The sequence below is a fragment of the Nocardioides montaniterrae genome, from assembly GCF_054782655.1.
Genome location: NZ_BAAGSB010000015.1, coordinates 21,697 through 41,744, shown reverse-complemented (window position 1 = coordinate 41,744; position 20,048 = coordinate 21,697). Strand labels below are relative to the sequence as shown.

The following is a 20,048-nucleotide window of genomic DNA, read 5'->3' as shown; positions in this document are numbered from 1 at the left end:
GGGATCACCGGGGCCGCCTTGGTCTGTCGTGGATCTACACAGATGACGACGACCGGGCGCCGGGTTTTGTTTCCCGGATCGGCGAATCTCAGGGTGTTCTTATGAAAGCCCAGGCTCGGAGGTACCCACGCCGGCCAGGCCCATGCGATCGAGCACCCAGGCGAGGGTGAACGCGAGGTCCTCCCAGGCGCGATAGCGACCCGAGACCCCGCCGTGCCCGGCCGCCATCTCGGTGCGCAGCAGGACGTCGGCCCGCGGGGCGATCGCACGGAGGCGGGCGACCCACTTCGCGGGCTCGACGTACAGGACGCGGGTGTCGTTGAGACTGGTCTCGGCCAGGATCGGCGGGTAGGGCAGGTCGGCGACGTTGTCGTACGGCGCGTAGGCGGCCATGCGTGCGTAGGCGTCGGCGTCGGCCTCGGGGTTGCCCCACTCGTCGTACTCGCCGATGGTCAGCGGCAGCGTCGAGTCGAGCATCGAGGTGAGCGCGTCGACGAACGGCACCTCGGCCACGATGCCGCCGAACGCGTCGGGCGCCTGGTTGGCGACCGCGCCCATCAGCAGGCCTCCGGCGCTACCGCCCTGGGCCACGATCCGCTCGGGGGTGGTCCAGCCGGTCGCGGCGAGGTGGCGCGCGCAGGCGATGAAGTCGTCGAAGGTGTGCTGCTTGTGCTCGAGCTTGCCGTCGTCGTACCAGTGCCGGCCCATCTCGCCACCACCGCGCACGTGCGCGATCGCGAAGGCCACGCCCCGGTCGAGCAGGGAGAGCCGGCCGACGGAGAAGTAGGGGTCGATCGAGGCCTCGTAGGAGCCGTAGCCGTAGAGGAGGAGCGGGAGCGGGGTGCCCGCCGCGCGGGCGTCCTTGCGGACCACCAGGCTGATCGGGACCTGCACGCCGCCGGTGCTGGGCGCCCAGATGCGGTGCTCCTCGTAGTCCTCGGGGTCGTAGTCGCCGAGCACGGTCGCCTGCTTGCGCAGGTGCAGCTCGCCGGAGGCGAGGTCGCGGTCGTAGACGCTGGCCGGGTGGGAGAGCGAGGTCATCGCGACGCGGAGGGTCGGCTGGTGGAAGTCGGGGTTGCCGGAGAGGCCGACCGTGGCCAGCTCGGAGCCGAAGTCGAGCAGCTCGTCCGTGGCGATGGGTGCCGCCGCGTCGTCGGAGAGGGTCACCAGCCGCAGCCGGGTGCGGCCCTCGGAGCGCTGGGAGATGACGAGGTGACCGGCGAACGCGTCGACGTCCTCGAGGCGTACGGCGGTGTCGTGCGCGATGAGCGGGGTCCAGCCCGTCGGCGCCGTGGGCTCGCCCGGCGTGATGGCCAGCTCGAACTCGGGCCCGGCGGCGTTGTGCAGGACCAGGAAGCGGTCCTCTCCGCCGATGACGGCGTGCTCGAGGGAGTACTCGACGCCGTCGGTCCGCGCGGCGAAGCACTGCGGCTGCGCGGTCGCGTCGTCGGCGTCGAGGAGGTGGTACTCGCTGGTGGTCTTGGAGCCGGCGGCGATGACGACGTACTTCTTGCTGCGGGTGCGACCGACGCCGACGTAGAAACGGCCGTCGGGCTCGTGGAAGACCAGCTCGTCCTCGGACTGCGCGGTGCCGAGGCGGTGGCGCCAGACCTTGTCGGGGCGCCAGGTCTCGTCGACGGTGGAGTAGTAGAAGTGGTCCGGGGTGCCGCCCCAGGTGACGCCTCCGAGCACGCCGGTGAGCTCGTCGTCGAGCAGGTCGCGGCTGGTCAGGTCGAGGACACGGACGGTGTAGCGCTCGTCGCCGACGACGTCGGTGGCGTAGGCGAGCAGCTTGTCGTCGGGGCTGACGGCCGAGCCGCCGACGGAGAAGAACTCGTGGCCCTCGGCGAGCGCGTCGAGGTCGAGCAGGAGCTCCTCGCCGGGCAGCGCCGGCTCGTCCGGCCTGGCCTCCTCGGCAGGCCGGGGCGGGGTCCAGTCGCTCGAGTCGGTGACCGGCACGCGACAGGTCGCGCCGTACTGGCGGCCCTCGAAGGTGCGGCCGTAGTACCAGTAGCCGCGCACCCGCGTCGGCAGGCTGAGGTCCGTCTCGCGGGTGCGACCCTTGATCTCCTCGAAGATGGTCGTGCGCAGCTCGGCCAGGTGGTCCGTGCGGGCCTGGGTGTAGGCGTTCTCGGCCTCGAGGTAGGCGAGGACCTCCGGGTCGTCCTTGTCGCGCAGCCAGTCGTACTCGTCGGTGCGGTCGATGCCGTGGTGGGTGGTGGTGACGGGACGTCGGGCGGCGATCGGCGGCTGCACTGGATCCTGCATGGGGTGAAGGCTAGTCGGCGTCCGGTTCCGTGCTCGGCGGGTGCCAGCGGCGGAGCGCGGGGTCGTCGACGGCGTACGAGCGGACCGGCCCGGGGCCCGTCTCGGCGGTCTCGAAGCGGACCGTGACCACGCCCTTGCCGGCACCCCAGACCCAACCGCGGCCCATGTCGTCGTGCTCGACGTCGACGCCGGGTCGGTAGTCGTCGTCGCGACGGTCGGGCGGGAGCTCGGGTGCCGTCGCTTCGGCGTCCGGGACCTCGTCGGTCTCGGCGCCGTCCTCCCCGAAGAGCTCCTCCTGCACCCAGTCGGCCAGCCCGGAGACCCCGACCCCGAGCAGTCGTACGCCGCCGGCCGGCTCGAGCTCGGTGAGCAGCCGGTTCGCCGTACGGGCGAGCACGCCGGCGTCGTCGGTCGGGGCGTCCAACGTGCTCGAGCGGGTGAGCGTGGTGAAGTCGTAGAGGCGGACCTTGAGCGTGACCGTGCGGCCGGAGAGGCCGTGCTTGCGCAGGCGCTCGCCGACCTGGCCCGCCTGCCGGGTGACGATCGCAGCCATCACCGCGCGGTCGGTCACGTCGGTCTCGTAGGTGCCCTCGACGCTGACCGACTTGGCCTCGCGCTCCGGCTCGACGCGGCGGTCGTCCTGCGCGCGGGCGAGGCGGTAGAGACCGCGTCCGTGCGACTGGCCCAGGACCCGGACCAGCTCGGCCTCGCTGAGCTGCTCGAGGTCGGCGACGGTCCGCACGGCGATCCTCCTGAGCCGCTCCAGGGTGGCCGGGCCGACGCCGGGGATGACGCTGACCTGCATCGGGCGGAGGAGGTCGAGCTCGGTGCCGGGCGGGACCACGGTGAGGCCGTCGGGCTTGTTCAGGTCGCTGCCGACCTTGGCGATGAACTTGCTCGAGCCGAGCCCGACGCTCGCGGTGAGGCCACCGGTGGCGTCGCGGACCTCGGTCCGGAGCTGCTCGGCGAAGGCGGTGACGGTGTCGATCTCGAGGTCGGGGAGGCCGGCCTGCTCGAGGTCGACGAACGCCTCGTCGAGGCTCAGCGGCTCCACGAGCGGGGAGTGGCTCCGCAGGATGCCCATGATGATCTCGCTGGCGGCGCGGTAGGCGTGGAAGCGCCCGGTGAGGTACGCCGCGTGGGGGCACAGGGCGCGTGCCTCGCGGGTCGACATCGCCGAGCGGACGCCGTACGTGCGGGCCTCGTAGGAGGCCGTCGCGACCACGCCACGGCCGCCGGTGCCGCCGACGACGACCGGCTTGCCGCGCAGGGAGGGCTTGTCGCGCTGCTCGACGGCGGCGAAGAAGGCGTCGAGGTCCAGGTGGAGAACCGAGGCCTGGCTGCGCACCCGCTCAACCTACTGGCCACACCCGTCACACGACGGGCCAGTTCTCGTCCACAGCGCGGGTCCGGCGCACGGTCCTCCACAGGCGGTCGGGCGCCGGCCCCTGGTTGTCGGTGGCGCTGAGGAGGTTGGCTGTCATGACTCAGCTCTCCGTGACCGCCCGCAGTCCCGAGGACCTCCTGGCCCTCGCCCCCGTCGTGCTCAGCTTCTGGCCGGCCGACGACCTCGTGATGCTCACCTTCGGTGGGCCACGGCCCTTCCATGCCCGACTCGACCTCCCCGAGCGTGCCTCGACGCAGGACCTCGCACTCCTCGAGGCGACGCTGCTCGACCCGGCGGTGACCCATCAGGTGCAGTCCGTCGTGTTCCTGGTCTACGGCGAGCGTGAACGGATCGCCCGCGCCGTCTGCCGGGCGCTGCGCGCCGGTGCGCGGCGACGGGGCATCGTGGTGATGGTGTGCCTGTGGGCACGCGGCGGCGAGTTCCGGTTCGTCGGCGGCGAGGGGCGAGGGGTGAGCGAGCCGTTCCCCTACGACGTCAGCGCCCATCCGTTCGTGGTCCAAGCGATCGTCGAGGGCCGCCTGTCGTTCCGCAGCCGCGACGAGATGGTCGCCTCGCTCGAGCCGGATCACGCCGCGTGTGAACGGGTGCTCGCCGAGATCGGCTCGGAGGAGCCGGGGGAGGAGGCGCGCCAGATCATGGCCGTGCAGACGCTCGACGGGCGCGACGGCGCGATGGAGATGATCCGGCGCAGCAACGCCGCGGCGCATCGCGACCGATGGGCCCGGCTGCTGCCGTGCACCCCCGAGCCACTCGTGCCCGCCGTCGCCGACCTGCTCGCCTTCGCGGCCTGGCAGGCGGGCGACGGAGCGTTGGCGTGGGCCGCGATCGACCGTGCTCGCCGGGCCGACCCGGGCGACCGGATGGCGGGGCTGCTCGCCGGGCTGCTGGAGAACGCCGTGCCTCCGGACGCGTGGCCGGCATGAGCCGGTCAGCGGCGCCGCATGCGTGTCCAGGCGCGGCCGGCCCCGGTATGCGGGTCGTGCCAGGCGCTCTTCGTGACGATGACCAGGTCGAGCCGTACGCCGAGCTCCGCGCCGGCCGCGTGCGCGGCGGCGGACCACTCGTGGTCGTGACCGGTGCGCTCCTCGGGCCGGGTCAGCCAGAGCAGCGGCACCTGGCCTCCGGCCAGGTGCGCTCGGGTGATCGCCTGCACCATGTCCACGCGCAGCGCGTGGTCCAAGCGCCACTCGCGCGCGATGACCAGGGTCCGGTGCGGACCTCCCGGAAAGCCGGAGTGCAACGTGCTGGGGAAGACCACGCGCCGCTCCGCCGACTGGTGGTCGGCCACAGCACGGCGCAGCACCCGCTCGAGGGCGGGCAGGATCGGCTCCTCGATGCCGGGGTGCGGTGCGCTCACCCGGTCAGCCTGCACGAACCCCGCGGTTCGTGCAGAGGTCCTCCACAGGCCTGCGCTGCGACCGATCAGTCGCCGGTGGGGCCGAACATGATCTCGTCCCAGCTCGGGACCGAGGCGCGGCCGCGCTTCTTGGGGGCCGGCCGGCGCGGGGCCTCCTCGGCCTGCTGCGCCGCAGGCTCCTCGGCGGCCGGCTCGGGCTCGGGAGCGGTCGCGCGCAGGGGCTCGTCGAACGTGAGGGTGGGCTCCGGCGCGACCGGCTCCTCGACCAGCGCGACGGCGTCCTCGCCGAGGTGGTCGGCCGGTCCGCCGCCGAGCGGCAGCTCGGGTGCCGACGCGGCCTGGAGCCGCCGCTCGCGCACCTGGGTCAGGTCGTCCATCGGGGCGGCGGCGGGCTCCGGCGTGGCGAGGTCGCCGATCAGCCAGCGTGCGTCGTCGTTGTCGGTGAGGGCGTAGTTGCCCGGTGCGTCGAAGATGAACTTCGCGTTGCCGGCGCGGCCGGGCGCGGAGTAGTCGGCGGTGAGCACCCAGCGGCCGGTCTCGCGGCGGTAGGCGTCCCAGGTGACGTCGGCCGGGTCGGCTCCCAGCGAGCGCAGGTGTCCCTCGACGGCGTCGGCGAGGCGACGGTTGAGCGGCGGAGTCGTCGGCGGCTCACCCGGCCCGCGGCGCAGGGAGGCGCGCTGGGCCGTCGCGGCGACGTGCTCGCGCTCGGCGACCACGGGGGCGACGTACGACATGATCGCGTCGACCGTCGTGCCGGCCAGCTCCGCGACCGACTCCGGTGACTCGCCGGACCGGATCCGGTTCTGGATGTCGCGGGGGCGCAGGCTGCTGGTCATCTTGGTCTCCGATCGGCGGGGGAGCAGCGAGGCACGGAGGCCTGCGTCGATCGCGAGGGTGAACTCGGTCCCCTCACCATCACGCAGCAGCAACGCCCTACCGGAGTCGATCACCTCGACCAGGTTCAAGGGTGTGCGCTCGTTGTCCACGGTGACGCCGAGCCTACGCCGAACCTGGCGACAGCGAACGAGGCGCGCCCAATGTCGACAATCTCCCGTCCCCGACCGGTCGCGCTACAGGTCCCTGACGATGACGTCGAGCTGGGTGCCCTTCGGTCCAGGCTCGCCGACCTCGACGGTGAAGCCGAGTCGGGTGAGCACCTCGGCCAGGGCCTTCGGGGTGCGCGGGTCGGCGCCGTCCTCGAGCAGGGCACGGACGATGCGGCCCTTGGTGGCCTTGTTGAAGTGGCTGACCACCTTGCGCTTGCCGCCCTGCTCGTGCAGGACGCGCACGGTCGCCACGCGGGCGGCCATCGCGGCAGGCGGGCGCCAGAAGGCGGCGTACATCCCGGACCGGAGGTCGACCAGCAGACCGCGCCCGACGGCGGCCTCGGCCGCCGGGCCGAGGGTCTCGCGCCACAGGCCGGCGATGGAGCCGAGGCCGGGGAGGCTGGCGTCGCCGGAGAGGCGGTACGCCGGGATCCGGTCGCCGATGCGGACCAGACCGAACAGCGAGGAGGTGACGGCCAGCCGGGTCGCCGCGCGGCGCTTGGCGCTGGTGGACAGGGTGGCGAAGTCGAGGGCGTCGTAGAGCACGCCGGTGTAGATCTTGTCGGCGCGTGCGGTGGGTGCCGCGGACAGGCCGGCGTTGCGGCTGACCAGCTCGGCCTGGCCCGCCGAGAGGCCGAGCACGTCGGCCGCCTTGTCGGGATCCTCCAGGCACAGGTCGATCAGTGCGTCGAGCACGGTCTCGCGAGCCTTGGTCAGCTCGGGCAGCGAGAGGGCCTCGACATCGAGGCTCGCGCCCCGGCTCGGGGCGGTCTTGCCTTCGCTGGGCGGCAGGAGGATCAGCACGGAAGAGAGAATAGAGTCGTCGCATGCCGAGCAACGTCGTGTTCCGGGTCAAGGCCAGCTCACCGCTCCTCCAGAAGGGTCTCGAGCGCATCGCGCAGGAGCAGGACCTGCCGGGGGAGTTCCCGCCCGAGGTCCTCAGCGCCGCCGATGCGGCGGCCGCCCGTGCCATCGACCCGTCGGGCCGACGCGACGCGACCAAGCTGGGGTTCCTGACCATCGACCCCGCGGGCTCGATGGACCTCGACCAGGCCATGCACCTCGAGCGTGACGGCGAGGGCTTCGTGGTGCACTACGCGATCGCCGACCTCGCCGCCTTCATCACCGCCGGCGACCCGATCGACCTCGAGGCCAACCGCCGAGGCGAGACGCTCTACGGCCCCGACACGAGGATCCCGCTGCACCCCCAGGCGCTCTCCGAGAATGCCGCCAGCCTGCTGCCCGACCAGGTCCGCCCCGCGATGCTGTGGACCATCAACCTCGACAAGGACGGCGCGCAGACCTCTGCCACCGTGGAGCGGGCGCTGGTCCGCTCCACCGCACGCTGGTCCTACGTCGACGCCCAGGCCGCCCTCGACAAGGGCGATGCGCCCGAGGTCATCGCGCTGCTCAAGGAGATCGGTGAGCTGCGCGAGAAGCAGGAGATCGCCCGTGGGGGCGTTTCCCTGCCGCTGCCCGAGCAGGAGATCGAGGCCACCGACGGCTCGTTGTCGCTGGCGTTCCGCGAGCAGCTCCCGGTGGAGATGTGGAACGCGCAGATCTCGCTGCTGACCGGCATGGCCGCGGCCGGGATTATGGTCGCCGGAAAGGTCGGCATGCTGCGCACGCTGCCCAAGCCCGACCCGCGCGACGTCGACCGGCTCCGCCGCGTGGCCAAGGGCCTGCGGATCGACTGGCCCGCCGACCAGGACTACCCGGCGTTCATCCGGGCGCTCGACCCGAAGGTGCCCGCCCACCAGGCCATGACGGTCGCCTGCACTCGGTTGCTCCGCGGCAGCGGCTACGCCTCGTTCAACGGCGAGCTGCCCGAGCAGCGTGAGCAGGCCGCGATCGCGGCGGAGTACGCCCACGTGACCGCGCCGTTGCGTCGCCTCGGTGACCGCTACACCAATGAGGTCTGTGCTGCGCTCTGCGCGCAGCAGCCGGTCCCCGAGTGGGTCACGGCGGCGCTGCCCGAGCTGCCCAAGACTCTCGAGGCCTCGGCGCGCCGCTCCCACGCCTACGAGCGCGCGCTGATGGACCTCGTCGAGGCCGGCGTGCTCGCCGGACGGGTCGGCCAGGACTTCGCCGGCTCGATCACCAGCGTCGACGAGAAGGACCCGACCCGCGGCGTGCTGATGGTCTCCGAGGTCGGCGTCGAGGCCGCGATCACCGGTGCGTCCGCACTGCCGCTCGGCCAGGACGTCAAGGCCACCTTGGCGGTGGCCGACATCGAGCAGCGCAAGGTCGAGTTCAGGCTCGCCTGACCCGATGAGCAAGATCCTGGTCACCGGCGGCGTCCGTTCGGGCAAGTCGGCCCACGCGGAGCGGCTGATCGCCGCCTGCGACGGTGAGATCACCTATGTGGCCGCCGGACCGGCGTACGACGACGCCGACTGGGCCGTCCGCATCGAACGTCATCGCGCGGCTCGGCCGCAGGACTGGACGACGCTGGAGACCGGCGACCTCGCGTCGGTCCTGGCCGACGCGCAGGGGCCGGTGATCGTCGACTGCCTCGGCACCTGGCTCCAGCGCCTGCTCGACGAGGGCGACCTGTGGGAGGCGCCGATGGAGACGGTCACCGAGGCCGTCGTACGCGCCACCGAGGCGACCGTCGCAGCGCTCACCGCGACCGGCGTCGAGGTGGTGCTGGTGACGAACGAGGTCGGCCTCGGGCTCGTGCCCGAGCACCGCTCCGGTCGCGTCTTCCGCGACCTGCTGGGCGAGGTCAACCAGCGGATCGCCGCGGCCTGCGACCAGGTCCACCTGGTCGTCGCTGGCCGGGTGCTGACGATCTAGCGAGCGCTCAGACGTCGATGCCCACGGCGCCGATGAGCAGCACCGCCAGGGCGACCTCGATCGCGGCCCCGAACACGTCGCCGGTGACCCCGCCGAACTGCCGGGTGCATCGCCAGCAGAGGACGGCGACCGCCAGCGCCGCGAGGCCGACGGTCATCGGGGCCCGCTCGGGGGAGAGGAACGAGGACGCCACGGAGAGCAGCCCCCAGCCGAGCGCGGCGACGACCACGGGGATGCTGCGGGTGAACGTCTGGCCCAGCCCGTCGTCGCGTGCCGGCGGGAACGCCGAGCAGGCGGAGATCCACAGCGCCAGCCGTGAGGCCATCACGCAGGCCGCGCCGAGCAGCGGGTGCCGCCAGTCGCTGTGATCGGTGGCGACCAGGCGGGCCAGGCACACCGCCTGCAGGCTCATGACGATCAGCAGGGCCGCCGTACCGGCAGGGCCGGAGGCCCCGGTCTTCATGATCGCCAACGAGCGCTCGGGACCGTACGGCGCGGTGAGCCCGTCGGCCACGTCGGACAGGCCGTCGAGGTGCAGGAAGCGCGTGAGCACGGCCACCGAGGTGATCGCCAGGATCGCGATCGCGAGCGGCGGAACGCTGACGAAGGCGCCGAGCCAGAGCACGGCACCGAGCGCCAGTCCGAGCGGGGCGACGGCGATGGGTGCGAGCAGCAGCGCACCGCGGGCGGTCGCCCGCGACGGGTCCATCACGATGCCGGCGGGCAGGATCGTCAGCATCCCGGCCGAGAGCCGGAGCGAGCGGATCACTCCGGAGGCATGAGGTCGGCGAGCAGCGCGACGTCGCGCAGCAGCGCGGCGGCGGACCGCACGACCGGTACGGCGGCGACGGCGCCGGAGCCCTCGCCGAGACGCATGCCCATGTCGAGGAGCGGCGCGAGGCCGAGCTTCTCCAGCGCGATCGCCTGCGCGGGCTCGGTCGAGCGGTGGCCGGCGGCGAACCACGCGGCCGCACCCGGCGCCAGGCGGTCGGCGGTGAGCGCGCAGGCCACCGACATCAGGCCGTCGAGAAGAACGGGTACGCCGCGCTCGGCGGCGCGGACCAGGTAGCCGACCGTCGCGGCGAGGTCGGCGCTGGACACGGCCTGCAAGGTCTCGAACGGGTCGTCGAGCCGGTCACCGGCCCGGTCGAGCGCCGCCTGGACGACCTCGGTCTTGTGGGCCAGGGCAGCGTCGTCGACGCCGGTGCCGCGGCCGGTGACCTCGGAGGCCGGCAGGCCGAGCGCGGCCGCGATCATCGCCGATGCGGGCGTGGTGTTGCCGATGCCCATGTCGCCGCTGAGCAGCAGCTTGGCACCGCGGTCGATCTCCTCGTCGGCGATCGCGCGACCTGCGGCGAACGCCTGCTCGGTCTCCTCGCGCGACAGCGCGTCCTCCAGGTGGATCGCGCCGGAGCCGCGACGTACCTTGTGGGCCGTGACGTCGGCGGGGACACCCTCGAGGTCGTCGTCGACGCCGATGTCGAGCACCCGCACGTTCACGTCGTGGGCGCCCGCGAGGGCGTTGACGCCGGCGCAGCCCGCGACGAAGGTGCGCACCATGGCGGGCGTGATGGCCGGCGGGTACGCCGAGACGCCGTGCAGCGCGACGCCGTGGTCGCCGGCGAAGATCACCAGGCGTACGTCGTCGGCGCCGTCGAGCGCGGGCGGCGGGCAGCTGCCCTGGGTCGCGGAGATCCAGACACCCAGCTCGCCGAGGCGTCCGAGCGCACCGGCAGGCGTCGCCAGCCCGGCCAGCCGTTCAGCGGCGGCGGCGAGGACGTCAGGGTTCGGCGGGGTGATCTCGACGGTCATGGCGCCAAGATATCGCCGGCATCAGGTGACGAGGATCGCCAGCACGAGGACGAGACAGAGGATCCCGATGATCATCAGGAGCCCGGAGAGCTCCGGGACGGTGCTTCGCTCGTCGAGCTCATGGAGCTCGTGCTGCTGCGTGGTCATAGGTGCTTCCCCCCGAGTGGTGTCATTCCGAGCAACGACAAGAGGTTCAACGATCGGGTCGCGCAGGAGCAACGGTCCACGGTAGAAGTTCACCTGTGGGTCACTCGGTTCTCGTCGTCGCCGTACCGCCCCTCGAGGACTTCGTCCGGGCCCGTTGGGAGCACCACGACCCCCGCTGGGTCTCGCACGATCCAGCCTTCACGCACGCCCACGTGACGGTGCTGGCGCCCCTGCCCGAGGTGCCGACCGAGGCAGACCTGGCGCTGCTGGCGGCCGTGGCCAGCAGCGCCCGCGCGTTCGACTTCGAGCTCACCACCATCGAGTCCACCCCCGGCGGTCTGATCCACGCGCAGCCCAAGCCGCGGGAGCCGTTCGACGAGCTGACGTCGCGCGTCCGCGAGGCGTTCCCCCACCTCCAGCCGTACGCCGGCGCGTTCGATCCTGTGCCCCACGTGACCCTGGACCACTGCTCGACCGGGGTCACGGTGGCCGACGTCGAGCGGGCACTCGGTGAGGTGCTGCCGGCGTACGTCGTGGCCTCGCGCCTCGAGCTGCACCGCTACGCCGAGGGCGACTGCCGGGTGCTGCACACGTGGCCGCTCGGTGGTTGAGGCTCAGGTACGCCGACCGGTGAGCGTGTAGCCGTTCTCGGGCCGTCCGGTGTTGCCGTAGCGCGGCTCCAGCCGGACGATCCCGTGCTGCTGCAGGTAGGTGAGGTAGCGGTGTGCCGTGCTGCGGCTGATCCCGACCGCCTCGGCGACCTCGGCGGCCGAGACGTTGCCGCCGTCGGCGACGGCGCGGCGCACCAGCTCGAGGGTGGGGGCGCTGTGGCCCTTGGCCGGCCGCTCGATCCCGACGTCGGTCGGGCGCAGCATGCTGAACAGCTCATCGACCTCGGACTGGTCGGGGTCGTGCAGGCCTGCGATCCGGTTGCGCATCCGCCGGTAGGACTGCAGGCGGCCGTCGAGCGCGACGAACCCGAACGGCTTCATCAGGTAGTGCACCGCGCCGAGCTGCATCGCGGTGCGCACGGTGGTGACCTCGCGGGCCGCGGTCACCACGATGACGTCGGGGGCGGCCGGCCGCTCCAGGAGCCGGCGTACGACCTCGAGGCCGTCGCCGTCGGGCAGGAACACGTCCATCAGCACCAGGTCCGGTGCAGTGGTCTCGACCATCACCATCGCCTCGGCGGCGGTGTGCGCGGTACCGACGACGGTGAACCCGTCGCTGCGGTTGACGAAGGCTGTGTGGATGTCGGCGACGCGGAAGTCGTCGTCGACCACGAGCACACGGATCGGTCCGGTCATGCCTCACTCCTGGTCGCGGGGGCCGGGATCGGAAGGCGTACGACGAACCGCGCACCGGCGCCGGGAGCGAGCTCGATGGTCCCGCCCAGGCGCTGCACGAGGCGGTGCACGAGCGCCAGCCCGATCCCGCGGTGGATGTCCTCGTGGGCGGGCTTGGTGGTGAACCCGTCGCGCCAGATGGCGTCGCGGACGTCGTCGGGCACACCGGGCCCGTTGTCGCTGATATCGATGAGCAGCTCGCGCTCGTCCTCGACGATCGCGACCTCGATCCGCCCGCGGTCGTCGGCCGCGTCGGCCGCGCCGGTGATCGCGTCGAGCGCGTTGTCGATCAGGTTGCCGATGATCGTGGTCAGCGCATGGACCTTCTCCGGGGTCTCGCCGAGCCAGCTGTCGTCGGTGAGCGTGAGGTCGACGCCGCGCTCGTTCGCGGCGGCCGCCTTCCCGAGCAGCAGGCCGACGATCGGGATGGCGGAGATCCGCTCGCGCACGCTGTCGGCGAAGCCGGCCTGCGACTGCTGGACGTCAGTGAGGAAGGACAGCGCCTCGTCGTGCTCGCCGAGCTCGATGAGGCCGGCGACGGTGTGCATGTGGTTGGTGAACTCGTGGTGCTGCGCGCGCAGTGTCTCGGTGAGCCGGCGTACGCCGTCGAGCTCACGGATCAGGCCGGCGATCTCGGTCCGGTCGCGCAGGGTCACCACGCTGCCGTGCGGCTGGCCGGCGAGCGAGACCGGCATCTTGTTGACGAGCAGGGCGCGCTCGTCGGTGAGGACGACCTCGTCGTGCGCGGCGTCCGCAGCGGTGAGCACGTCGCGCAGCCTCCCCTCGGGCAGCAGCTCGCTGAGCCGCCCGCCGCTCTGGGTCACGCCCAGCCCGAGCAGCCGGCGGGCCTCGTCGTTGATCATGGTGATCCGCTCGCCGGGATCGCACGCGATCACGCCCTCGCGGATGCCGTGCAGCGTCGCCTCGCGCTCGCGCAGCAGGAGCGCGATCTCGTCGAGCTCGAGCCCGAAGGTCCGCTTCTTCAGGCGCCGGGCGAGCAGCCACGACGCGAGCGCGCCGCCACCGAGCGCCAGGCCCATCCACACGACGTACGCCGGCAGCTGGTGCTTCAACGCCTGGGCGACCGTCGTCTCCTTGATGCCGACCGACGCCTCGCCGATGAGCGCGCCGTGCTTGCCCCAGATCGGAGCCCTGCCGTTGGCCGACGGACCGAGAGAGCCGTAGTCGGTGCCGGTGTGGGTGCGACCGTCCAGCACCGCGAGCGGCTCGTCGTTCGGCTTGCCGACCAGCTTCGGGTTGGGGTGGGTGTGCCGGATGTTGTGGACGTCGAAGATGACGACGTACGTCGCACCCGTCTCGGACTGGATGCGGTTCGCGATCCGCTGGAGCCCGTCGTCGCAGCCGTGGCCCCGCTCCAGGCACGACCGGACCTCCGGCAGCCCCGCGACCGTCGCGGCGATCGCCACTGAGCGCTGCTGGTACTGGCGGTCGAGACCGAGGCGTGCCTGGCGGAGGAAGAGCCCGGCGCCGATCGCCACCGTCGCCGTCAGGATGACCAGCTGCGCCGCGAAGATCTGCGTCGAGAGTCGGCGCGCCATGACGGGCATCCGCCCATTGTGACGGCCCTCACGGTCCCGCTGCCAGCACCTGGGCGGTGAGAAGAACGCACAAAACGCGGGGGAACCGGAAGAACGGCGACTTGCGCACACAAGGTTCCGGTGTGACGGCGGTCATACCTAGCGTCCGGAGGCATCACCACCGACGCGAGGAGATCACCCCATGTCCACCCCGTCCCCACGAACCGGGAGCGCTGAGCGAGACAGCGCCCGGATCCAGGTCACGGGCCTCACCAAGAGGTTCCTGACGCCCGCCGGTACCGCGTTCACGGCGCTCAAGGACACCACGTTCACCGTCGAGCCGGGTCAGTTCTGCGCGATCGTCGGCCCGACCGGTTGTGGCAAGTCCACCACCCTCGGCATGGTCGCCGGCCTGGACCGCCCGAGTGTCGGCAGCGTGACCGTCGGCGGCCGCGAGGTCTCCGGGGTCACCCCCGGAGTCAGCTTCATGTTCCAGGGCGACGCGCTGCTGCCGTGGAAGTCCGTGCTCCACAACGTCATGCTCGGCCCGGTCCTGAACGGGATGGCGAAGAAGCAGGCCGCCGACAAGGCGCGCGACTGGCTGCGCCGGGTCGGCCTGGCCGGCTTCGAGGACCACTACACCCACCAGCTCTCCGGCGGCATGCGCAAGCGCGTCGCGATGGCGGCGGCGCTGATCAACGAGCCCGACATCCTGCTGATGGACGAGCCGTTCGGCGCCCTCGACGTACAGACCAAGGCGATCATGCAGACCGAGCTGATCGGCCTGTGGGAGGAGCTGCGCCCCGCGGTCCTGTTCATCACCCACGACCTCGACGAGGCCGTCGCGCTGGCGGACAAGGTGGTCGTGATGACCGCCGGACCGGGCTCGGTGAAGGCGACGTACGACATCAACCTGCCGCGCCCGCGGGGTGCCGTGCAGGAGCTGCGCTACGACCAGAACTTCCTCGAGATCCAGCACAAGATCTGGAACACCCTCAAGGCAGAGGTCGACACGGCGTATGCCCGCAGCGCGGCGGTGGCGTCATGAGCGACCTGAGCCTGGAGACGATGGCCGTCGAGGCCGACACCCGCTCCGCCGCGCCTGACACCCGTTTCGCCGAGGCCGACAAGGCAGCCTCCGCCAAGGCGCGCAACCTCAAGTACCGCCGCAAGAGCCTGGTGTGGGCGGGCCGCATCGCGTTCGCCGTCATCTTCCTGGGCGGCTGGGAGCTGCTGTCCGGCATCACGCCGAAGGGCTGGTCGGCGCCGATCATCGACCCCTTCTTCTACTCACGGCCCAGCGACATCGCGCATCGCACGATCGAGCTGTTCCGCGACGGCACGTCGTACGGCTCCTTCTGGTTCGACATCCTCACCACGATGAAGGAGGCCGTCTACGGCTTCGGCATCGGCACCGTCCTGGGCGTCGTCCTGGGTGTTCTGCTCGGCCAGAGTGCCTACCTGGCCGACGTCCTCGGCCCGTACATCAAGATGATCAACGCGATCCCGCGCATCGTGCTCGGCGCCATCTTCGTCGTGGCGATGGGCGTAGGCACGGCGCCCAAGGTCGCCCTGGCCGCGGTGCTCGTCTTCTTCATCGTCTTCTTCAACGCCTTCCAGGGCGTCCGCGAGGTCGACCCGAACATCCTGGCCAACGCCAAGGTGCTGGGTGCGTCGCGGCTCCAGGTCGTGCGGCACGTGACCCTGCCGTCGGCCTTCACCTGGATCGCCGCCAGCCTGCACAGCGCCTTCGGCTTCGCGATCGTCGGAGCCATCGTCGGCGAGGTCCTCGGTGCCCAGCGCGGCCTGGGACTGATCATCAAGACCTCCCAGAACCGGTTCGATCCGGGCGGCGTCTTCGCCTGCATGCTCGTGATCATGGTCTGCGTCCTCGGCGCGGAGTTCCTGATCGGCCTGGTCGAGAAGCGGTTGCTGTCCTGGCGCCCGCCGAACCGGTTCGAGTCGGCCGGTCTCTGAATCCCCACCTCTCCGCACCCTTCGAAAGGAACACCAATGTTGAGGAAGACCCTGGCCGCCACGGTGGCCGTTGCAAGTCTCGGAATGGGCCTGACGGCCTGTGGTGGAGGCAGCTCCACCAACGCGAACGGAGAGCCGATCGTGAAGATCATGGTGGGCGGTCTCGACAAGCAGATCTACCTGCCGTTCACCCTGGCCAAGCAGCTCGGCTACTACGACAAGTACGGCGTCGACGTACAGCTCTCCGACGAGGTCGACGGTGGCGTGGGTGCCGAGGACGCGATGGCGTCCGGGCAGGTCGACATGGCCGGCGCCTGGTACATCCACTCCTACGACTTCCAGGCCCAGGGCAAGGACGTCGAGGGCGTCGTGCAGATGGGTGGCGCCCCCGGTGAGCGCGAGATGTGCTCGACCAAGAGCGGCGTCCACTCGGGTGCCGACTACAAGGGCAAGACCATGGGCGTGACCGACATCGGATCGGGCACCGACGAGCTCACCCAGTTCATCGCCGCGAAGGCCGGGGTCAAGCACTCGGACTACCACACCCAGGCGGTCGGCGCCGGCAGCACTGCGATCGCCGGCATCCAGCAGGGCTCCGTCGACTGCGTGATGACGACGCAGCCCACGGTCGCCGCGCTGGAGAAGAAGAAGCTGGCCTACTCGGCCGTCGACCTCGCCACGACCAAGGGCGCGACCGCGGCCCTCGGTGGTGCCTGGCCGGCCGCGACCGCCCTGGCCCGGACCGACTGGGTGAACTCCCACAAGGACGCCGTCCAGAAGTTCGTCACGGCGATCGTGGCCACCCTGCAGTGGATGCACACCCACACGCCCGCGCAGATCGCGGACAAGATGCCGGCCGACTACGTGCAGAACGACCTCGTCACGAAGGCGGACTACATCAAGGCGCTGACCGAGGACTTCGGGCAGTACACCGCCGACGGGATCATGCCGCCCACTGGCCCCGCGCTGGTCGCGGAGACCGAGAAGTCGATCGGTGTCGATGTGTCGAACGTCGACCCGAACGGCACCTACACCGACTCGTTCGCCCAGGCCGCTGATCAGCAGCTCGGCATCAAGTGAGTCACGGGGACTGATCCCCATCGGGGGACTCCCGGAGCATGCCGCCAGCCCTTAGGTTGGCGGCATGCTCGTTCCTTTCAGCACCCTTGACTTCCTGGCGCGCGGCAGCACGGTGTACGGCGCGAGGGTCGGCATCGTCGATGAGCCCGACCAGCCCGCAGCGTCCCTCGGCGACATCACGTACGCCGACCTCGCCGTACGCGCCAAGGCGATCGCGGCCAAGCTGGAGTCGCTCGGGATCGGCGTCGGCGACCGCGTCGCGATGGTCAGCCACAACAGTGCGCGGCTGATGACGGCGTTCTTCGGCGTCACCGGCTACGGCCGCGTGCTGGTGCCGGTCAACTTCCGGCTCTCGCCGGAGGAGGTCGGCTACATCGTCGAGCAGTCCGGCGCCCGCGTGCTGTACGTCGACCCGGAGCTGGCCGAGTCGCTGGCCGGGGTCGAGTGCGAGCACAAGTTCCTGCTCGGCGACGACGACGACCTCTACCTCGAGGGCGTCGAGCCGACGCCGTGGGAGCCGGACGAGAACGCGACCGCGACGATCAACTACACCTCCGGCACGACCGCTCGCCCCAAGGGCGTGCAGCTCACGCACCGCAACATCTGGACCAACGCGGTCACCTTCGCGATGCACGCCTCGGTGACCGACCGCGACGTCTACCTGCACACGTTGCCGCAGTTCCACTGCAACGGCTGGGGGATGCCCTTCGCGACCACCGGTCTCGGCGTGCCCCAGATCATGCTCCGCAAGGTCGACGGCGCCGAGATCCTGCGCCGGGTCGAGCAGCACGGCGTGACGTTCATGTGCGCCGCTCCGGCCGTCGTCGCCAGCGTCCTCGACGCGGCACAGACCTGGGAGGGCGAGATCCCCGGCCGCGACAAGGTGCGGGTGATCTGCGCCGGTGCGCCGCCGCCGACCAGGACGATCCTGCGGATGGAACGTGAGCTGGGCTGGGAGTTCATCCAGATCTACGGCCTGACCGAGACCTCGCCGCTGCTCACCTTCAACCGTGCCCGCTCCGAGTGGGACGACCTGCCCGACGAGGAGCGTGCGGCCAAGCTGGTCCGCGCCGGGGCGCCGGCGCTCGGCTGCCGGCTGCGGATCGACGACGAGGGCGAGGTGCTGGCCCGGTCCAACGTGGTGCTCGCGGGCTACTGGGACAAGCCGGAGGAGACGGCCGCCGCACTGGACGGGGGCTGGTTCCACACTGGCGACGGGGGAGTGCTCGGCGACGACGGCTACCTGACGATCTCGGACCGCAAGAAGGACGTCATCATCACCGGCGGTGAGAACGTCAGCTCGATCGAGGTCGAGGACGTCATCTTCAACCACCCCGAGGTCAACGAGGTCGCCGTCATCGGCGTGCCGGACGAGAAGTGGGGCGAGACGATCAAGGCGCTCGTCGTACGCGCTCCGGGTTCGTCGCTGACCGAGGCCGAGCTGATCGACTACTGCAAGGAGCGGGTGGCTCGCTACAAGGCGCCGACGTCCGTGGAGTTCCGTGAGGAGCTCGCCCGGACGGCCACCGGCAAGCTGCAGAAGTTCAAGCTGCGGGCGCCGTACTGGGACGGGCGCGACCGCCAGGTGAACTAGTGCCTTACCCTGGACTCGCCAGTCGGGGAACCCGGTGAGAGTCCGGGACTGACGCGCAACGGTGTGGGTCCTCCGCGGATCCGAGTCCGAGTACCTGCTGGCGCGTCGCGGCCACCGCCGCGATGTCACCTGCGGCCCCGCGCACGGGCCCTGAGCAGATGGGCTCACATGCGGACTCGCACCGACCTCTGCCCCGGCGCGCTGCGCCCGTGGCCGGCGGCCGATGGTCTGCTGGTCCGGCTCAGGCTGATCGGCGGCGTCGTGTCGTCGGCGTCGCTGCGGGCGCTCGCCGCCGTGGCGGAGGAGCACGCCGACGGGCGGGTGCACGTGACCGGTCGGGCCAACCTGCAGGTCCGGGGGTTCTCCGGGCTCGACGGAGCCCTGACCCCCGCGGCCCTCGCCGCGCTCGAGGACACCGGGCTGCTGCCGACGCGGACCCACGAGCTGGTGCGGAACGTGATGGTCTCGCCGGGTCTCCCGACGGTTGCGGCGCAACCTCCTCGACCGACGCTGCACGACGTCGCGGCCGAGCTCGACACCCTGCTCTGCGCCGAGCCCGACCTGGCGGCTCTTCCGGGCCGGTTCCTGTTCGTGCTCGACGGCCGCGGCGACCTGCTCGATCGCAGCTGCGACCTCGGGCTGGTCGCCCTGGACGACACCGAGGCCCAGCTCCGGGTGGGGGAGTCGTGGGGTCCGGTCGTCCCGATGGCCTCCGCGGCCGCCGAGCTCGCCGGTCTCGCGACGACGTTCGTCGCCGAGCGCGGCACCGGCCCGAGCGCCCCGTGGCACGTCCGCGAGCTGGCGTCGCCGTTGATCGAGGCGGTCGAGCCCGACGTACGCCTTCCCGACCCCCACCCCGCGCTGCCCTACGGGGCCACGCACGCCGGCATGCACTTCGAGGTCCCGGAGACCGGACTCGCCGCTACCGCCGTACGCCGCCTGACGGCGGCCACCGACCACGTCGTCGTCACGCCCTGGCGTGGCGTGCTCGTCCCCGAGGAGACCCGATGACCGAACTGCGCCGACCGAACCGGCACTACGAGTACGTCGACGCGGGCCCCGCGATCTACGTCGACTCGTTCGCGACGATCCGGCGCGAGGCGGACCTCAGCGCGGTCCCCGCGGACGCGGAGAAGCTCGCGGTGCGGATGATCCACGGCAGCGGTCAGGTCGACCTGGCCCGTGACCTGGTCATCCATCCCCGGCTGGTCTCCGCGGCGAGGGAGGCCCTCGAGGCGGGCGCGCCCATGCTGTGCGACGCGACCATGGTCGCGACCGGCGTGACCCGGGCGCGGCTGCCGAAGGACAACGACGTGGTCTGCCTGCTCAACGACCCGCGGGTGCCCGAGCTGGCGCGCGAGTGGGCCACGACCCGCACTGCTGCGGCCGTCTCGCTGTGGGAGCCGATGCTCGAGGGTGCCGTCGTCGCCATCGGCAACGCCCCGACCGCGCTGTTCCACCTGCTGGAGATGATCCTGGACGGCGGCCCGCGGCCGGCTGCGATCGTCGGCTGCCCGGTGGGCTTCATCGGCGCCGCGGAGTCCAAGCAGGCGCTCGCGTCGTTCGCCGACGACCACGGCATCGACATCCCGTTCGTCACCGTCCTCGGCCGTCGCGGCGGCTCGGCGATGACGTCCTCGGCGCTCAACGCGCTCGCCCAGGAGAAGGAGTGACCG

The 20,048-nt window shown here is 71.6% G+C and carries 20 protein-coding genes and 1 riboswitch; of the genes, 10 read left to right on the top strand and 10 right to left on the bottom strand.

Annotation, left to right across the window (positions count from 1 at the left end):
* Positions 1-99: 99 nt before the first annotated feature.
* Together ACYVJ3_RS15725 and ACYVJ3_RS15720 are read right to left on the bottom strand one after the other, a co-directional pair.
* Positions 100-2,268, bottom strand: a complete 2,169-nt coding sequence (locus tag ACYVJ3_RS15725) for a S9 family peptidase (RefSeq protein WP_460854019.1) — start codon at positions 2,266-2,268, stop codon at positions 100-102.
* Positions 2,269-2,278: 10 nt separating this feature from the next.
* Entirely contained in the window at positions 2,279-3,616 is a 1,338-nt protein-coding gene (locus ACYVJ3_RS15720; protein WP_460854018.1) for a DNA polymerase IV, read from the bottom strand.
* A 134-nt stretch (positions 3,617-3,750) separates the two neighbouring features.
* On the opposite strand from ACYVJ3_RS15720, the gene ACYVJ3_RS15715 reads away from it, so the two are divergent.
* The gene (locus tag ACYVJ3_RS15715; RefSeq protein ID WP_460854017.1) at positions 3,751-4,599 is read left to right on the top strand and encodes a DUF4192 domain-containing protein; all 849 of its coding nucleotides are present in this window, start codon (positions 3,751-3,753) and stop codon (positions 4,597-4,599) included.
* A 5-nt stretch (positions 4,600-4,604) separates the two neighbouring features.
* On the opposite strand, the gene ACYVJ3_RS15710 is transcribed toward ACYVJ3_RS15715, so the two are convergent.
* From ACYVJ3_RS15710 to yaaA, 3 genes are all read right to left on the bottom strand, one after another.
* Positions 4,605-5,033 carry a hypothetical protein gene (locus tag ACYVJ3_RS15710; protein ID WP_460854016.1) on the bottom strand — a complete coding sequence of 143 codons (429 nt, stop codon included), beginning with the start codon at positions 5,031-5,033 and terminating at the stop codon, positions 4,605-4,607.
* 65 nt (positions 5,034-5,098) lie between these two features.
* Positions 5,099-6,019 (bottom strand): septation protein SepH, encoded by a 921-nt coding sequence (sepH, locus tag ACYVJ3_RS15705; RefSeq protein ID WP_460854015.1) that lies wholly within the window; start codon positions 6,017-6,019, stop codon positions 5,099-5,101.
* An 84-nt stretch (positions 6,020-6,103) separates the two neighbouring features.
* On the bottom strand, positions 6,104-6,883 hold the full coding sequence (gene yaaA / locus ACYVJ3_RS15700) for a peroxide stress protein YaaA (RefSeq protein ID WP_460854014.1): 780 nt from the start codon (positions 6,881-6,883) through the stop codon (positions 6,104-6,106).
* Positions 6,884-6,906: 23 nt separating this feature from the next.
* Between yaaA and ACYVJ3_RS15695 the strand changes: the two genes are divergently transcribed.
* Positions 6,907-8,346 (top strand): RNB domain-containing ribonuclease, encoded by a 1,440-nt coding sequence (locus ACYVJ3_RS15695; protein WP_460854013.1) that lies wholly within the window; start codon positions 6,907-6,909, stop codon positions 8,344-8,346.
* A 4-nt stretch (positions 8,347-8,350) separates the two neighbouring features.
* Positions 8,351-8,878 (top strand): bifunctional adenosylcobinamide kinase/adenosylcobinamide-phosphate guanylyltransferase, encoded by a 528-nt coding sequence (cobU, locus tag ACYVJ3_RS15690; protein ID WP_460854012.1) that lies wholly within the window; start codon positions 8,351-8,353, stop codon positions 8,876-8,878.
* A 7-nt stretch (positions 8,879-8,885) separates the two neighbouring features.
* Here the strand turns inward: cobU and ACYVJ3_RS15685 are convergent, their stop codons facing one another.
* The 3 genes from ACYVJ3_RS15685 to ACYVJ3_RS15675 are packed head-to-tail and all read right to left on the bottom strand — an operon-like array spanning position 8,886 to position 10,837.
* Entirely contained in the window at positions 8,886-9,647 is a 762-nt protein-coding gene (locus ACYVJ3_RS15685; RefSeq protein ID WP_460854011.1) for an adenosylcobinamide-GDP ribazoletransferase, read from the bottom strand.
* Positions 9,644-10,690 carry a nicotinate-nucleotide--dimethylbenzimidazole phosphoribosyltransferase gene (gene cobT / locus ACYVJ3_RS15680; protein ID WP_460854010.1) on the bottom strand — a complete coding sequence of 349 codons (1,047 nt, stop codon included), beginning with the start codon at positions 10,688-10,690 and terminating at the stop codon, positions 9,644-9,646. The genes ACYVJ3_RS15685 and cobT overlap by 4 nt, the downstream gene beginning before the upstream one ends.
* A 21-nt stretch (positions 10,691-10,711) precedes the next feature.
* Entirely contained in the window at positions 10,712-10,837 is a 126-nt protein-coding gene (locus ACYVJ3_RS15675) for a hypothetical protein (RefSeq protein ID WP_460854009.1), read from the bottom strand.
* A 95-nt stretch (positions 10,838-10,932) separates the two neighbouring features.
* On the opposite strand from ACYVJ3_RS15675, the gene ACYVJ3_RS15670 reads away from it, so the two are divergent.
* Positions 10,933-11,448 carry a 2'-5' RNA ligase family protein gene (locus ACYVJ3_RS15670; RefSeq protein WP_460854007.1) on the top strand — a complete coding sequence of 172 codons (516 nt, stop codon included), beginning with the start codon at positions 10,933-10,935 and terminating at the stop codon, positions 11,446-11,448.
* Between the two features lie 3 nt (positions 11,449-11,451).
* Here ACYVJ3_RS15670 and ACYVJ3_RS15665 read toward each other — a convergent pair whose 3' ends face one another.
* Both ACYVJ3_RS15665 and ACYVJ3_RS15660 read right to left on the bottom strand, forming a co-directional pair.
* The gene (locus ACYVJ3_RS15665; protein ID WP_460854006.1) at positions 11,452-12,144 is read right to left on the bottom strand and encodes a response regulator transcription factor; all 693 of its coding nucleotides are present in this window, start codon (positions 12,142-12,144) and stop codon (positions 11,452-11,454) included.
* Positions 12,141-13,751, bottom strand: a complete 1,611-nt coding sequence (locus ACYVJ3_RS15660) for an ATP-binding protein (RefSeq protein ID WP_460854005.1) — start codon at positions 13,749-13,751, stop codon at positions 12,141-12,143. Before ACYVJ3_RS15660 ends, ACYVJ3_RS15665 begins: the two co-directional genes overlap by 4 nt.
* A gap of 172 nt (positions 13,752-13,923) precedes the next feature.
* Here ACYVJ3_RS15660 and ACYVJ3_RS15655 point away from each other — a divergent pair, with 172 nt between their 5' ends.
* The 6 genes from ACYVJ3_RS15655 (at position 13,924) to ACYVJ3_RS15630 (ending at position 20,045) form a co-directional block, all read left to right on the top strand.
* Positions 13,924-14,769 (top strand): ABC transporter ATP-binding protein, encoded by an 846-nt coding sequence (locus tag ACYVJ3_RS15655; protein ID WP_460854004.1) that lies wholly within the window; start codon positions 13,924-13,926, stop codon positions 14,767-14,769.
* On the top strand, positions 14,766-15,698 hold the full coding sequence (locus ACYVJ3_RS15650) for an ABC transporter permease (protein ID WP_460854003.1): 933 nt from the start codon (positions 14,766-14,768) through the stop codon (positions 15,696-15,698). Before ACYVJ3_RS15655 ends, ACYVJ3_RS15650 begins: the two co-directional genes overlap by 4 nt.
* A gap of 36 nt (positions 15,699-15,734) precedes the next feature.
* Complete coding sequence (locus ACYVJ3_RS15645) at positions 15,735-16,778, top strand: ABC transporter substrate-binding protein (RefSeq protein WP_460854002.1); 1,044 nt, start codon at positions 15,735-15,737, stop codon at positions 16,776-16,778.
* A 64-nt stretch (positions 16,779-16,842) separates the two neighbouring features.
* Entirely contained in the window at positions 16,843-18,372 is a 1,530-nt protein-coding gene (locus ACYVJ3_RS15640; RefSeq protein WP_460854001.1) for an AMP-binding protein, read from the top strand.
* A 2-nt stretch (positions 18,373-18,374) separates the two neighbouring features.
* Positions 18,375-18,488, top strand: a riboswitch (cobalamin riboswitch).
* A gap of 52 nt (positions 18,489-18,540) precedes the next feature.
* Positions 18,541-19,383: a nitrite reductase gene (locus tag ACYVJ3_RS15635; protein ID WP_460854000.1), complete on the top strand. Its 843-nt coding sequence runs from the start codon at positions 18,541-18,543 to the stop codon at positions 19,381-19,383.
* A complete protein-coding gene (locus tag ACYVJ3_RS15630; protein ID WP_460853999.1) occupies positions 19,380-20,045 on the top strand; it encodes a precorrin-8X methylmutase in 666 nt (221 codons plus the stop codon). Before ACYVJ3_RS15635 ends, ACYVJ3_RS15630 begins: the two co-directional genes overlap by 4 nt.
* The last annotated feature ends 3 nt before the right edge of the window (positions 20,046-20,048 follow it).